Here is a 15,263-nt window from a genome sequence, read left to right as displayed (position 1 = left end):
AAAAAGGTTTTTATGTGACCTTTTTCGGGTAAATCCTGTTCAGGGGCATGGTTCACCCATGAAAGAAAAAGTCCGCTATCACAAGGATTCGACTTATTTTTTAGCACAATAAGGAATTTCCAGTAAAATATTGTCTGGTGAGAGAAAATACCCCGTATAATATGTAGTTTATGAAGCATTCTATAGGATTTACGAGTAATACGGCGTATAAACTGTAATCACCAGACCTCTATATGGAATTCATACATATTGTACGGAAATAAGCGAATTCTAAAGATTGTTCGCATCATAACGCTTATGTTACGGTTATAAAGATGCTAATTTGGAGGGAAAAAATGAATTCTGAAGAGAGAAAGATCAAAATCAAGATAAATAATGTATCTAAAATTTTCGGTAAAAATGCTAAAAAAGCATCTCAAATGCTTGAAAAAGGGAAGACAAAAAGAGAAATCCTAAAAGAGACCGGCGCAACAGTTGGTGTCAATCGAGCAAATTTTGATGTGTATGACGGCGAGATATTTGTCATCATGGGGCTATCAGGGAGCGGAAAGTCCACACTTGTGCGGCTGCTAAATAGGTTAATCGAACCAACCTCCGGAGAAATTTATATTGATGGGGATATGATAACAAATATGTCAAAGGATCAATTGCGTGAAGTCAGACGGAAAAAGATCAGCATGGTCTTCCAAAACTTCGCATTGTTCCCGCATCGTACCATTCTGGAGAATACAGAATACGGACTTGAATTGCAAGGTGTAGAGAAAGAACAGCGCCGCTCTAAAGCGCTTGAATCTTTAAAGCTTGTTGGACTTGAAGGTTTTGAAGAGCAGTACCCAAATCAATTAAGTGGCGGTATGCAGCAGCGTGTTGGATTGGCACGTGCACTAGCTAATGACCCTGATATTTTGTTAATGGATGAAGCATTCAGCGCACTAGATCCATTAATTCGTAAAGACATGCAGGATGAATTGCTTGAGCTTCATACGTCTGTAGGAAAAACAATTATTTTCATCACGCATGATTTAGATGAAGCGCTTCGTATTGGCGACCGCATTGTCCTCATGAAAGACGGGAATATCGTTCAAATCGGAACACCAGAAGAAATTCTGATGAACCCATCGAACGAGTATGTTGAACGTTTCGTTGAAGATGTAGACCTTTCTAAAGTATTAACCGCTGGTCACATTATGAAACGTGCAGAAACAGTTCAGCTTGATAAAGGGGCACGTGTTGCGCTCACGCTCATGAAGAACCTTGGTATTTCGTCTATCTATGCAGTAGATAAGAAAAAGCATTTATTAGGTGTTATTTCTGCACAAGCAGCGAAAAAAGCGGCAGAAACGGGTGCGTCGCTAGAAACTGTTCTTGATAAAGAATTTACGACAGTATTGGAATCAACGTATTTAACAGAGATCTTTGACGCGGTGTCTGATGCGAACATTCCAATTGCCGTTGTAGATGAGAAAAACAGAATGAAGGGTATTGTGGTCAGAGGTGCATTGATTGGTGCATTATCAGGTAATGATGAATATATCAACATGTCTTCTAACGAGCTAGAGGAAATTAAAGCACAAGAGCCTTCTGCACAGGAGGTAGAATAAGATGTTTAGTATGAGTGATTTACCTAGAATTCCGTTCGCGGATTATATCGATCAATTTGTTGACTGGTTAACATTAACCTTTGGTGGTTTCTTTGATGGCATCACAAATGGATTAGCTGGAACAGTAAATGGTATTGTAGCTGCACTTGGCGTCATTCCATCCATTATTTTAACGCTTATCTTTGCCGGCATTGCTTGGTGGATCAGTACAAGAGGAGTTGCTCTTTTCACACTTATCGGATTCTTACTGATCGACTATTTAGGCTACTGGCAGCCAATGCTGCAAACACTTGCGCTCGTTCTGACAGCTGTGGTCATTTCTATCGTGATCGGGGTTCCGATCGGTATTTGGGCATCACAGAAGGAAACGGTGCGTAAAATTGTCACACCTATTTTAGACTTAATGCAGACAATGCCTGCATTCGTATACCTTTTACCAGCGATCTTCTTCTTTAATATTGGAGTTGTTCCTGGGGTTGTGGCATCGGTTATTTTCTCTATGCCGCCAACGATTCGTATGACCATTCTTGGGATTAAACAAGTACCATCTGATTTAATTGAAGCAACAGAAGCTTTTGGTTCAACGACATTCCAGCGTTTGTTCAAAGTTCAGCTTCCACTTGCTACAAAAACCATCTTAGCTGGGATTAACCAAAGTATCATGCTTGCTCTATCCATGGTCGTCATTGCGGCAATGGTTGGTGCACCAGGACTTGGTTCGGAAGTATATAGTGCAGTAACGCAGCTGAAAACAGGGATTGGTTTTGAAGCTGGTATTGCCATTGTTATCGTAGCGATCACACTAGATCGTATTACACAAAACATTAAAACGAAAAAAACCAGGGGGAATGCTTAATGTGGAAAAAGTCTCTCTACATTGGGATGACCGCCCTGCTCGTCTTTTTACTAGCGGCTTGTGGTGCACAATCAGATTCAAATGCAAGTGCAGCACAGCAGGTCAATAAAACGATTATCGGGATTGATCCGGGTTCAGGTATTATGGCCTTAACCGATCAAGCGAAAAAGGATTACGGTTTAGAGGATTGGACGGTTGTATCTGCCTCAAGTGCAGCGATGACAGCGACATTGAAGAAATCGTATGACCGTAAAAAACCGATTATCATCACTGGCTGGAATCCTCACTGGATGTTTTCCCGCTACGATTTGAAATATTTAGATGATCCGAAAAAATCATATGGTGACGAAGAAGAAATTCACACCATTTCACGTAAAGGATTTGCGAAGGATCAGCCGGAAGCAGCCAAAATGCTCAGTCAGTTTAAATGGTCTCAAGATGACATGGGTGAAGTGATGCTTGATATTCAGGATGGCGTCAAACCAAAGGATGCTGCTGTTAAATATGTGAAAAAGCATAAAGATCAAGTAGCGAAATGGACAAAAGGCGTAAAAAAGTCAAACGGTGACAAAATCAATCTTGCCTACGTTGCGTGGGATAGTGAGATTGCAAGTACCAATGTGGCCGCCGAGGTATTGCGTGAACTTGGCTTTAAAGTGACCTTGACTCAGGTTGAAGCGGGTCCAATGTGGACAGCAATTGCAACCGGAAGTGCTGATGCATCATTATCTGCATGGCTTCCAAATACGCATAAAACGTATGCAGCGAAGTTTAAAGGAAAATATGATGACCTCGGTACAAGTATGAAGGGTCTTCGCATGGGTCTCGTTGTTCCGACTTATATGAAAAACGTCAACTCGATCGAAGATTTGAAAAAATAGCCAATTGTATAACAGTTCCCTTATAATAGAAGGGAGCATATGGAAAAAGCAGTCTGCTCAAAAAGCGACTGCTTTTTCTTATATATAAGGATGGTGGATGAGTTGTCGATGGTGGAAAAACCAATGATGATTTTCCTGCACGGTGGAGGCGTAAGCAGCTGGATGTGGCAGGAGCATATGGAAATATTCAAGGAAACGTATGAATGCTATACCCCTGATTTTATTGGTCACGGGACAAGAGCAAATGAAACGTCGTTTTCCATGCGAGAAAGTGCTTTTGAAATCATTTCATGGATAAAGGAGAATGCACATGGTCGTACAGTCATTCTAATTGGCTTCTCTCTAGGTGCACAGGTAGCCGTTGATGTGTTATCGAGAGAGCCAGACATCGCAGACATCGCCATCATCAATAGCGCCCTTGTGTTGCCATTACCATGGCTCTATTTGATGGTAAGGCCCATTTTACCTCTTACATATCCGTTATTAAAGAAAGATTGGTTCATCCAGCTGCAAGCAGAAAAGATGGGACTTCCAAACGATGTACTGGATCATTATGCAGCGGATTCCAAACAATTGCAGAAGAAGACGTTGCTTACGATGTTTCAAGAAAATCTTCATTACAAGCTCCCTGAGACGTTTCAACAAGCGAAGGCACGGATTCTTGTGACAGTGGGAGAAAAGGAAAAGGGAATTATGACTAGGTCAGCAGAAAAAATCACGAATGCACACCCGAATGCAGCCGGGTTCATCGTTCCTGACATTGGACATACGTTTACTTTTGAAAAGAAAGAACTTTTTGTCGACATGATCAAAAGCTTTATAGAAGCGCGTGCGTTACCAGAGGAATTAAAGGAAATAAGGAAGCTAGGCCATTTAGAAAGTAAAGATGAGCATAAAAGGGGCAGGCATGTATAAGACACTGTATGATATAGGTATAAAACGCTTACAGATGAATGGGTGTATGGATGGAAGCTCGTAAGTGAGCCATGAAGGAGGAAGCATGAGTAAAAACTATATCATATTCGGTGCGAGTCAAGGATTAGGGGATGCCTTTGTAAAAGGTCTTCCTTCAAGTGGAGATACAGTATGGATTGTGTCACGAAGTGAACCAAGCAGTTTGAACATAGACGATGGGGTGCGTAGAATTTGGCTGAAGATCGATTTATCAAGCCAAACCCATATCCCTTTTATGCTCGAAGCATTGAAGAATCAAACAATTGATGTACTTATTTATAACGTAGGCTTATGGGAGAAACGCGGCTTTGAAGATGATTATTCTTTCGATCTTGATCAACCGGAGGATATCGCTCATTTAATCAATGTGAACGTTACCTCAACGATTATCTACATCCAAGCTCTGCTTCCGCATGTAAGGACATCTGGGAATGGAAAGATCATCGTCATTGGTTCTACTGCGGGACTTGACCATACGAATTTGTCTCAGGTTTCTTTTGTTGCTTCTAAATTTGGGCTTCGTGGTATTGTGAACGCACTAAGAGAGCACGTAAGGAAAGATAAAATATCCGTTACCTGTATCAATCCAGGGGAGCTGGCGGCAGAAGTTCCGTACGAAGATGGCGCTGAAAAAGCCATTGCTCTGTATGATGAAACGAGAATACCTGTACAAGATATTGTCGAGCTGGCGAGATGTGTTATTCATCTATCAAGGGTGTCCTGTGTGAAAGAAATCAATGTCCCGGCGATGACAGATGTGAATGCGTAAAATAAAGGAGACCACCCGCTTCAGGAAAGACGGGTGGTTTTTTTATTTTACGATGAATGCTGCTGAAGTGTTTCGTATACAGCTTCCGTCAAAATCTCAATGCCGGTAAAAATCGCAGAGCGATCGAATGTCATATAAGGGTGATGAAGCCCAGGTTTTAAATCACAGCCTAAACCGAGCATCGTCGATTTAATATGAGGAACCTTTGCTGCATAAAAATGAAAGTCCTCTCCGCCTGTCGTCACGATCGGTGGATCGAGCTGTTCTTTGCCTAGCACTTGCTCTATGGCATGTGACATGATCTCCACAGCTTCTTCATTTAATGTCGCAGCTGGAAGACGATGATCAGTTGAAAGTGTGATAGAGGCGCCAAAAGCATCCGCTACAGAATGGCATGCTCTTTCAATTTCCTTTTCTAATTCATCCATCACTTCGTTTGTCTGCGCCCGAACGTCGAGTGTAAAAGAGGCCTTGCCAGGGATGATGTTGGAGCTGCCGCCGCCTGCATTTAAATTGGTCATTTTCACAGAATGAGCGACTCGTGGATCGACATGGATATGCGCCAGTCTTTGCACAAGCGTAGATGCAACTTCGATGACGTTGACCCCAAGGTGCGGGCGTGCACCGTGTGCTTCCTCCCCTAGAATGGTCCCGACGTAATGATTACTTGATCCGTGCAAAATGGCAGGAGCGCAGCGTCCGTTTAAGGTTTCTTGAATTGGGCGCACATGCACCCCGTATAAATAATCGACGTCAGCTAACACACCTTTTTCGATCATCTTTAAAGCGCCGCCGCCTCTTTCTTCGGCAGGCTGAAAAATGAATCGGATCGTGCCACTTGGAAGTTCTTTATCTTTCAATGCCATGAATGTCCCAAGTGCCATCGTCATATGAGCATCGTGTCCGCATGAATGGTTGGCTTGAAATACGCCATCTACTTCCTGCCACAATGCGTCAATATCGGCTCTCACAGCAACCACTGGTGCGCCTTCCCCAATTTCACCTATTACCCCTGTACAGTCTTCAAATGTTCTCGTTTTACAGCCTAATTTCTTTAATAGAGCTTCAATATAAGCTGTCGTATTTGTCTCTTCCCAGCTGATTTCTGGATGAGCGTGCAGATGTTCAAAGATGTCTGTCACGGTTTGTTTCATCTCGTTTGTCAAAGTTGTCATGAGAAGCCTCCTTGCTGACAGATAATCTGCCAAAACATTCTTTTAGTGAAATAATATTGATCTTAAATATCATCAGTGTTTATAATATAACACATCATTTGATTATTCAGAAAATTAAGTGAAATTCCGATCGGGACAAAGGGGTTTTGACAGATGAAAACAGCGACAGTATCAGCACCTGAGAAACAAAAAAGAAAACTTCAGATGCCGGATGCGTATGTACTCTTATTTATGATTGCTTTAATTTGTACGATCGCAACGTATTTTGTACCAGCCGGTGAATTTGATCGAAAAACGTCAGGAGAAATCACAACAGCTGTTCCTGGCAGTTATCACCGTATAGATCAATCACCAGTTAGTCCGGTTGGTTTTTTTACAGCGATTCAAGAAGGGATGGTTGGTTCATCCTCTATTATTTTTCTGATTCTTTTTACTGGCGGAACCATTGCGATTCTGGAAAAGACAGGTGCCATTAACGGGATGATTCACAATGTCATCAGCCGGTTCCAAACGAAACAGCTATTGTTTATTTGTATTGTTGGCGGATTGTTTTCTGTACTTGGGACGACCGGAATTGTGGTGAACTCGGTCATTGGCTTTATTCCTATTGGGATCATTGTGGCACGTTCTTTAAAGTGGGATGCAGTGGCGGGAGCGGCGGTTATTTACATCGGCTGTTATGCAGGTTTTAACGCAACCATTTTGTCTCCATCTCCATTAGGTTTATCACAAACGATTGCAGAACTGCCGATTTTTTCTGGTATTGGTCTGCGTGTCATCATTTATCTTTGTTTTCTCCTATCTAGTATTGTGTACATCTATTTGTATACAAAACGCTTGAAAAATAAAGAAAAGGGAAGCCTTCTTGGTGACGAGTGGTTTCCTGCTAAAGGGCTTGGAGGAGCTGATGCGGAATCTGTGGACAAGCCTGAATTCACCGGTAGACATAAGCTGATTTTAACGGTGTGTGGTTTGTCGCTTGGGGGGTTCTTATATGGTGCGCTTCAGCTTGGCTGGACCGATAAGGAAATGGCTGGTGTGTTCATTTTCATGGCCATTGCTGCTGGCCTGCTTGGGGGATTAGCTGCCAATGATATTGCAAAAACGTTTATTGTCGGCTGTCAAAGCCTTGTATACGGCGCACTCATTGTCGGCATGGCACGCTGCATTTCAGTCATTTTGGAAAACGGCAAGCTGCTTGATACTGTGGTGAATGGGCTTGCGAGTATGCTGACAGGGTTTAGTCCAATCGCTGGTGCGATCGGCATGTATATCGCCAGTGCGCTCCTTCACTTTTTGATTTCATCAGGATCAGGAGAAGCGGTTGTCTTTATACCGATTCTTGCGCCGCTTGCTGATTTAATGGGTATCACGAGACAAGTAGCGGTAGAAGCAGTGATGCTCGGTGAAGGGGTGGTCAACTGCGTGAATCCGACTTCAGGTGTGTTGATGGCTGTCTTGGCTGCAAGTGGGATTCCATACGTGAAATGGCTGCGTTTTATGGTGCCGCTTGCGCTCATTTGGTTCGTCATCGGCCTTGTCTTTATTTGTATCGGTGTCATGATCAATTGGGGACCTTATTAAATAAGAGAGAAGCCACCAAAGAGTGTTTGGTGGCTTTTTTCTTATGAGAACATGTATGGGGACAGCGGTTTAAAACCACAATATGAGTGTTCACAAAATGGCAACATTATTTTTTTGAGCAATCCCCTTGCAAAAGTTTGTGAAGTGTTGCACAATAAGAATGTGAAATACTTCACATAAGAAAAACAACCTAGTTTTACTCAGGAGGATGAGATAAATGACAAACGAAAAAGTAAACAAAGTAGCACTTATTGGAGCAGGTTTTGTCGGCAGCAGTTATGCCTTTACATTAATAAATCAAGCAATCACAGATGAATTGGTAGTCATCGATTTGAATCAAGATAAAGCAATGGGTGACGTCATGGATTTAAACCACGGGAAAGCATTCGCCCCGCATCCTGTGAATACTTGGTATGGAGATTATGAGGATTGTCAGGATGCTGATATTGTATGTATCTGCGCTGGTGCAAACCAAAAGCCAGGTGAAACGAGACTTGATCTTGTTGAGAAAAATTTAAATATATTTAAAGGCATTGTAGACAATGTGATGAAAAGCGGATTCGATGGTATTTTCTTAGTTGCTACGAACCCAGTTGATATTTTGACTTATGCGACTTGGAAATTCAGCGGACTACCAAAAGAACGAGTGATTGGCAGTGGAACAACGCTTGATACGGCAAGATTCAGATACATGCTTAGTGAGTACTTTGAAGCAGCGGCGCACAATGTGCATGCGTACATCATTGGAGAGCATGGGGATACAGAGCTTGCTGTTTGGAGCCATGCGAATATCGGAAGTGTACCGATCACAGAATTAATGAAGAGAAATGACCAATACAAACAAGAAGATTTAGACGACATCATGGAAAATGTCCGTCATGCCGCTTACCAAATCATTGAGAAAAAAGGAGCGACTTATTACGGCGTAGCGATGAGTTTAGCCCGTATTACTAGAGCCATTTTACACAATGAAAACAGCATTTTGACTGTCAGCACTTATTTAGATGGGGAATACGGAGCAGAAGATGTCTACATTGGTGTACCTGCCCTCGTGAACCGAAATGGTGCAACAGAAGTGATGGAGCTCGCACTGAACGACACAGAAAAAGAAAAATTCGCACATAGTGTGAATGTGTTAAAAGAAATTTTAGCTCCTCATTTTTAATCAATCAAAGGCAACCTATCTGAGCAGAAAAGGATGAATCACTATGTGGCAGCAAATATATGATCCGTTTGGTAATGAGTTCGTCAGTGCATTGGTGGCCATGCTTCCAATCTTGTTTTTCCTACTAGCATTAACTGTATTTAAGTTAAAAGGGGTATTAGCCGCTTGTTTTACCTTGATTGTCAGTTTTGTAACAGCTGTTTTCTTCTTTCATATGCCAATTGAAAAAGCATTATCTGCTGTGGTGCTCGGTGTATCTAATGGGCTGTGGCCGATTGGATATATCGTCATCATGGCCGTATGGCTCTATAAAATTGCTGTGAAGTCTGGAAAGTTTGATGTCATTCGTTCTAGTATTGCAGGAATTTCTCAAGATCAACGGTTACAGCTCTTATTAATTGGTTTTAGTTTTAACGCATTTTTAGAGGGAGCCGCTGGATTCGGTGTACCGATTGCGATTAGTGCCGCTCTTTTAACAGAGCTTGGGTTTAAACCACTAAAAGCCGCCATGCTCTGCTTGATTGCAAATGCTGCGTCTGGCGCTTTTGGTGCAGTAGGTATCCCGGTTATTACAGGGGCGCAAATGGGAAATATGACGCCGCTTGAGCTGTCTCAAACCCTTGTGTACACCATTCCGTTTATTTCTTTCTGTATCCCATTTCTGCTGATTCTCATTGTAGACGGCTTTAAGGGAATCAAAGAAACGCTTCCAGCCTTGCTTGTTGTGAGTGGAAGCTATGCGATTCTGCAGGCTGTTACAATGGTCACGATGGGTCCTGAGCTTGCCAATATTATTTCAGCTTTAGCGAGTATGGGAATTTTGGCTTTATTTCTTCGAAAATGGCAGCCGAAACATATTTATCGTGAAGAAGGGGCACCAGCCATTGAGAAGAAACAAACGTATAGCGGTGTTGAGGTGCTGAAAGCATGGTCTCCGTTTTATATTTTAACTGCCGTCATTACTGTATGGAGCCTACCAGCTTTTAAAGCATTATTTGCTGTAGGAGGACCGCTTAACTGGACAACCATTTTAGTGAAAATGCCGTTTCTGCATCAGCAAATTGTGAAATTACCGCCAATTGCCCAAACAGAAACACCGATTGATGCGATCTTTAAAATTGATGTTATTAGTGCAACAGGTACCGCCATTCTAATTGCAGTGATGCTGACAGGATTGTTCAGCAGACATATTACATTAAAAGAAGGGGCTGCCTGCTTAAATGCAGCGGTCAAAGAGCTTTGGGTCCCTGTTCTTACGATTTGTTTTGTCATGGGCTTTGCCAACTTGGCGAACTTTGCAGGTCTAAGTTCTGCTATCGGACTAGCGCTTGCTAAAACAGGCGATTTATTCCCGCTTGTCAGCCCAGTGCTTGGCTGGATCGGCGTGTTTATTACGGGATCTGTTGTGAGTAACAATGCCTTATTCGGCAACCTTCAAGCGGTCACTGCTTCTCAAATCGGCTCTCAGGCAGGTTTGTTAATCGGGGCAAATACGACCGGTGGTGTGATGGCGAAATTAATTTCTCCACAATCTATTGCTATTGCAACAGCAGCTGTAGGAGAAACAGGTAAAGAATCTGAGCTCTTCCAAAAAACAGTGAAGTACAGCTTCATTTTGCTCGGCATCGTATGTATATGGACATTCATTCTTGCTCAATTTGTATAGGTTGATCGATTGATTGAAAAATGGAAGACTGAGAGATTTCTCAGTCTTCAGATTGTTAACAAAGGGCTAAAATATACTTTTTTTAGCCCTTTGTCTTCTTTTCAGCGTGAAAGAAAACCTTTGCAGTCTAGGAAGGACGAGCACTGGAGCGGAGCGAATTCGGCATTCGTGAGCACCAGAGCGCAGGACTGACAAAGAATGCGAGGGTTTGTCTACACGCTGAGACTGAGAGATTTCTCAGTCTTTTTTTTATGTAGATTCTCGTGTGACAAGCCGAGTAGGTAGCTGAATATGTTCACGTTGTAATGGTTTTTGATCTTGTAGCAGCTGAATCATTTGTTTGACAGACTGCTGGCCAAGCTCGACGATGGGGATGTCGATGGTCGTGATCGTTGGAGCTGTCACCTCGCAAATGTCTTGGTTGTCATAACCGATCACCGCTAAATCCTTAGGAATGTGATATCCATATGAAATGGCTTGTTTAATGAGGCCTGCTGCCACTTGATCATTGCCGGTGAAAATCGCATCCGGCGCATCCGGCATCCGGTGGATTAAGTCCATCAAACGAAAGCCGTCTTCAATGGTAAAAGCCTCGCCAAACAGCCAATCTTCTTTAAGCGGCAAACCGTGATCAGAAAGCGCATCAAGATAGCCTTGCTTTCTTTGTTTTTGTGCTTCACTGCTTTCTGTATCAAAGCAAAATCCAATGGATGTACGCCCTGATTGAATCAAGTAGTCAACCGCTTTATAGGCAGCTTCCCGCTCATCATATCCGATAATCGGAATGTCTGCTGTTTGATGAAATTCATTTGCCATGACGATCGGGCCGTTTGCTAAAAATGGCTCGATTGTTTCCCACTTATTTTCTAACGCCCCCAATATGACACCATCTACTTCTTTTCTTTTTAATAATTGAAGCCCTTCAAGTTCTACTGATTCTTGATAAAACGTCTGGAGCACGATGGCTTTATACCCTTGATCCAGTGCTTCCTTTGAAATGCCTTTAATCAATTGTGCAAAAAAAGGATGGTCCACAGCTGGAACAGACACAGCAATGGTTTTTGTCTGATGTGACCGAAGGGTGCGGGCTGCTGAGCTTGGTGTATACTCCATTTCCTTCATCACCTGTAAAATGTGCTGGCGCTTTTCTTCGGATACATATGGATGGTTGTTCAGCACCCGAGAAACAGTGGTCGTTGAAACCCCGCAGCGTTTGGCAATTTCATAAATTGTACACATATTAACAAATCCTTTACACAAAGTTATTGTTCTGAAATCGATAACATCATTTACAATGTGAAACAAGTTAAATATTAACAAATGGAATTGATTAATTGGAGGGAATGGAATGCAAATATTGACGAAGATATCAGGTAAAAGCAAGGATTATCTACCGTTGCTGGATATGATCAATCAAGGTGTTCAAGTAAAGGCTGATTCAGTTGAAAAGAATCTAGCGAATGATAAGCTTGCTGCGTTCTTTGAGCAAGATATTGCGCGTACAGGTTTGGAAAAAATTCTCTTCCATTATAAACAAAATAAGGAAAAAAAGATACCGTTCCTGCCGGTCGATAAACTGATTTCAGAGGATGAGATTGATGATATTATGCAGGTGCTGAAAGAAGTATTAAGTTCAGGCCGTTTTACATCAGGCCCTTATATTCCAAAGTTTGAAAAGATGCTTGCAGCGTACTTAGGGAAAAAATATGTCATTGCCACATCAAGTGGAACAGATGCCTTGATGATCAGTTTAATATCAGCAGGCGTCCATCCTGGAGATGAGGTCATCCTACCTGCCAACAGCTTTGCTGCAACAGAAAATGCAGTGCTTGCGATTGGTGCGGTTCCAGTCTATGCCGATATTGATCCAGACACCTACTGCCTAGCGCCGAATGAAATAGAAAAGCATATCACAGATAAGACAGTATGTATTCTCCCGGTTCATTTGTATGGAAAGCAAGCGGATATGAAGGCCATTTCGACGATTGCGAAACGGCATGGTCTATCGATCATTGAGGATGGCTGTCAGGCGATTGGCAGCAGCGAGCTTGGGGCATTTGGGGATGGACTTGTTCTCAGCTTTAATCCTTACAAAAACCTTGGAGTTTGCGGAAAGGCAGGAGCCATCGCGACAAATGATGAAGCCCTAGCCGAAAAATGCATGGAAATCAGCTATCACGGTTTTGAACCAGGAAAGAAAAACGTGAAGCGCAGTGACTATGGCTTTAATTCTAAGATTGATAACTTACAGGCCGCAATCGGGCTAGAACGAATGAAATATTTAGGTTTACAAAACTTTAAACGCTTTTACTTGGCAAAGAGATACATAGATCAGCTGCAAACGCTGGAAGACGAAGGCTATATTAAGCTTCCGAAGCTGACAGACGATCATGTATGGCATCTATTCCCGATCAGAGTGGTGAAGGGAAGCCGAGATGAGCTGGCAGAGAAATTATTAGAAATGGGCATAGAAACAGACGTCTATTACCCAATTTTATCGCATCAGCATCAAACGAATCTTGTTTCTCAAAAGTATAGACAAACGGAACTACCACATACGGAAAAAGCCGTACAGCAATTACTCCACTTGCCGCTTTACCCAGGAATGCCGCTGCAAGATCAGGAGAAAGTCATCGAGGGGGTCCATCATGTTATCAAATCTTCCATTCAATAAAAAGCTTGTGCATCAACCGCAACATCCGCAGTGGATCGTCTTCTGTGATTTCGATGAGACCTATTATTCTCACGGAATGACCGAGGAGCAGAGAGAGGATGTAAAACGGCTGGAAGCTTTTGTGGCAGAAAAGAGCGAAGCCGGACAGCTCATGCTGGGCTGGGTGACGGGAAGCAGCCTCGATTCTGTTACGAGCAAAATGGAGAAAGGCGGTTTCTATCAATTCCCGCATTTCATTGCGTCGAATTTAGGAACTGAAATTGTGTATACATCAGATGGGAAATTTGGACAGCCGGATGCAGAATGGATGAAACGGCTTGATGCACAGGGCTTTTCAGACGAAAAAATCGAAGATATTCTGCAAAGCGTACGTGAAAAGGGGATCACTCTTAGGCCGCAAACACAGCTGGGCAGCTCTGGGTATAAAAAGAATTTCTATTATCAGGAGCAGGATGAACGGACAGACCTTCATCATCTATCATTCATCCAAACACTTGCGAAGGAGCGGGGAGTGGCGGTGAACATCAACAAATGCAACCCACTTGCGGGTGACCCTGCGGATTGCTATGACGTTGATTTTTTACCAGTGGGAACAGGGAAGGATGAAATCGTTCGGTTTATGCTGAATCAATATAACCTGTCAAAAGATAAGGGCTTTGCTTTTGGTGATAGTGGGAATGACCTGCGGATGCTTCAATCCGTCACGCACGGCTTTCTTGTCCAAAATGCAACAGCCGAAGCCAAACGGCACCATCATCAAATTTGTCATCATGGGTATGCAAAAGGAATCTATGAAACATTGAAAACAGTGATGTATAAACATGAGGAGGCACATTCATGAAGAAAATTGGAATTGTTGGAGCAGGGAATATTGCAAAAGCACATGCTAGAGCATTATCAACGATCAAAGGTGCAGAATTATCTGGGGTCTATGACTTGCACGAATCCGTCGCACAAGGATTTATTAAACAGTACGGCGGACGGGTGTATGCCAGTATCGAAACACTAGCGGATGCATCAGATGGATTGATCATTGCTTCCCCTAACTTCTGTCACAAGGACCATGCCCTTCAGGCGCTTAGAGCAGGACAGCCGATTTTATGCGAAAAACCGATGGCTGTATCGTTAAAAGAAGCGAAGGAAATGGTGGAGACAGCCAAACAGTTCCAGGTTCAAGCCAGTATGGGTTTTAACTATCGCTATTTATCCTTTGTGAATATTTTGAAGAACTTGATCGCCAATGGTGAATTAGGACGCGTTTTGACAGTACGGACACATTTTAAGAAAAATAGTGCCCTTAGAAGAAAGACATTTTCGTGGAGAGACAGCGGTGAAAGTCTGCGTACAAGCGGTGCATTAGGAGATTTAGGGATTCATTTGATTGATATGCTGTGGTACTTATTTGGCAGTGAAATGAAAAAAGAATCCCTTAATACGAAGATGCTGACACATGTAAAGGAAAAGGAAGAGAAAAAGGTACAGGTCGATGACCATACCGAAATTTTTGGGCAAATGGAGAATCAAGTGTTCTTTCATTTGGTGACGTCCAAAAGTACGCAGCCCGAGGAATGTGGATTTAGTGTAGAAGTAGTGGGGCATGACAAGGTTTTTAAATACCATACAAACATGAAAAACGAATATGAGATCAGTGATGGCTTGTGTGTAGAGCGTCATCAAATGCCGCAAACATTGCTGACAGATCCGCCGAATGAATTTTATGGATGGTCTGATACATTCCGTGATCAGCTGATGCATTGGGTGAATACAGATCCTTATCCATCTCATATGAAGGTGGCCGATTTTGCAGATGGTTATCGCGCGCAGGCTGCGCTGAATACGTGCTTCGAGAGGGAAGAGGCTGCCGTCTCTGCCCGCGCATATTAATGAAGAGGTGGAGCGGAGGATATCATGACTCCGCTCCTTTTTAGAGGAAGTGAA

At 42.8% G+C, this 15,263-nt stretch carries 13 protein-coding genes; 11 read left to right on the top strand and 2 right to left on the bottom strand.

Features of this window, described 5'->3' with window-relative positions:
- Window positions 1-335 precede the first annotated feature (335 nt).
- The 5 genes from opuAA to ACRRMM_RS15590 all read left to right on the top strand — a co-directional run bounded on the left by opuAA (window position 336) and on the right by ACRRMM_RS15590 (window position 5,061).
- Window positions 336-1,601 carry a glycine/proline betaine ABC transporter ATP-binding protein OpuAA gene (gene opuAA, locus ACRRMM_RS15610; RefSeq protein WP_008342124.1) on the top strand — a complete coding sequence of 422 codons (1,266 nt, stop codon included), beginning with the start codon at window positions 336-338 and terminating at the stop codon, window positions 1,599-1,601.
- A gap of 10 nt (window positions 1,602-1,611) precedes the next feature.
- Window positions 1,612-2,457 (top strand): glycine/proline betaine ABC transporter permease subunit OpuAB, encoded by an 846-nt coding sequence (gene opuAB / locus ACRRMM_RS15605; protein WP_024718999.1) that lies wholly within the window; start codon window positions 1,612-1,614, stop codon window positions 2,455-2,457.
- On the top strand, window positions 2,457-3,338 hold the full coding sequence (locus ACRRMM_RS15600; RefSeq protein ID WP_008342122.1) for a glycine betaine ABC transporter substrate-binding protein: 882 nt from the start codon (window positions 2,457-2,459) through the stop codon (window positions 3,336-3,338). The genes opuAB and ACRRMM_RS15600 overlap by 1 nt, the downstream gene beginning before the upstream one ends.
- A 108-nt stretch (window positions 3,339-3,446) precedes the next feature.
- Entirely contained in the window at window positions 3,447-4,253 is an 807-nt protein-coding gene (locus tag ACRRMM_RS15595; protein ID WP_428828967.1) for an alpha/beta fold hydrolase, read from the top strand.
- An 85-nt stretch (window positions 4,254-4,338) separates the two neighbouring features.
- Entirely contained in the window at window positions 4,339-5,061 is a 723-nt protein-coding gene (locus ACRRMM_RS15590) for an SDR family oxidoreductase (RefSeq protein ID WP_138825010.1), read from the top strand.
- Between the two features lie 47 nt (window positions 5,062-5,108).
- Here the strand turns inward: ACRRMM_RS15590 and ACRRMM_RS15585 are convergent, their stop codons facing one another.
- Window positions 5,109-6,236, bottom strand: a complete 1,128-nt coding sequence (locus ACRRMM_RS15585) for a M20 peptidase aminoacylase family protein (protein WP_366206015.1) — start codon at window positions 6,234-6,236, stop codon at window positions 5,109-5,111.
- A gap of 153 nt (window positions 6,237-6,389) precedes the next feature.
- Between ACRRMM_RS15585 and ACRRMM_RS15580 the strand changes: the two genes are divergently transcribed.
- The 3 genes from ACRRMM_RS15580 to ACRRMM_RS15570 all read left to right on the top strand — a co-directional run bounded on the left by ACRRMM_RS15580 (window position 6,390) and on the right by ACRRMM_RS15570 (window position 10,651).
- Window positions 6,390-7,820: a YfcC family protein gene (locus ACRRMM_RS15580; protein WP_125590063.1), complete on the top strand. Its 1,431-nt coding sequence runs from the start codon at window positions 6,390-6,392 to the stop codon at window positions 7,818-7,820.
- Between the two features lie 217 nt (window positions 7,821-8,037).
- Complete coding sequence (locus ACRRMM_RS15575; RefSeq protein WP_007498309.1) at window positions 8,038-8,985, top strand: L-lactate dehydrogenase; 948 nt, start codon at window positions 8,038-8,040, stop codon at window positions 8,983-8,985.
- A 43-nt stretch (window positions 8,986-9,028) separates the two neighbouring features.
- Complete coding sequence (locus tag ACRRMM_RS15570) at window positions 9,029-10,651, top strand: L-lactate permease (protein ID WP_108611514.1); 1,623 nt, start codon at window positions 9,029-9,031, stop codon at window positions 10,649-10,651.
- Window positions 10,652-10,900: 249 nt separating this feature from the next.
- On the opposite strand, the gene ACRRMM_RS15565 is transcribed toward ACRRMM_RS15570, so the two are convergent.
- On the bottom strand, window positions 10,901-11,890 hold the full coding sequence (locus tag ACRRMM_RS15565) for a LacI family DNA-binding transcriptional regulator (RefSeq protein WP_017358581.1): 990 nt from the start codon (window positions 11,888-11,890) through the stop codon (window positions 10,901-10,903).
- Window positions 11,891-11,999: 109 nt separating this feature from the next.
- On the opposite strand from ACRRMM_RS15565, the gene ACRRMM_RS15560 reads away from it, so the two are divergent.
- From ACRRMM_RS15560 to ACRRMM_RS15550, 3 genes are read left to right on the top strand one after another with little or no spacing between them, the layout of a single operon-like run.
- Entirely contained in the window at window positions 12,000-13,325 is a 1,326-nt protein-coding gene (locus ACRRMM_RS15560) for a DegT/DnrJ/EryC1/StrS family aminotransferase (RefSeq protein WP_353829594.1), read from the top strand.
- Entirely contained in the window at window positions 13,300-14,166 is an 867-nt protein-coding gene (locus tag ACRRMM_RS15555; RefSeq protein WP_017366565.1) for an HAD-IIB family hydrolase, read from the top strand. Before ACRRMM_RS15560 ends, ACRRMM_RS15555 begins: the two co-directional genes overlap by 26 nt.
- Complete coding sequence (locus ACRRMM_RS15550) at window positions 14,163-15,209, top strand: Gfo/Idh/MocA family protein (protein WP_202734012.1); 1,047 nt, start codon at window positions 14,163-14,165, stop codon at window positions 15,207-15,209. The genes ACRRMM_RS15555 and ACRRMM_RS15550 overlap by 4 nt, the downstream gene beginning before the upstream one ends.
- The last annotated feature ends 54 nt before the right edge of the window (window positions 15,210-15,263 follow it).

The sequence above is a fragment of the Bacillus sp. XT-4 genome (assembly GCF_050864245.1).
Classification (GTDB): Bacteria; Bacillota; Bacilli; order Bacillales; family Bacillaceae; genus Bacillus; species Bacillus altitudinis.
The sequence above is the reverse complement of the archived record's forward strand: the minus strand, read 5'-3'. Positions and strand labels throughout refer to the sequence as shown.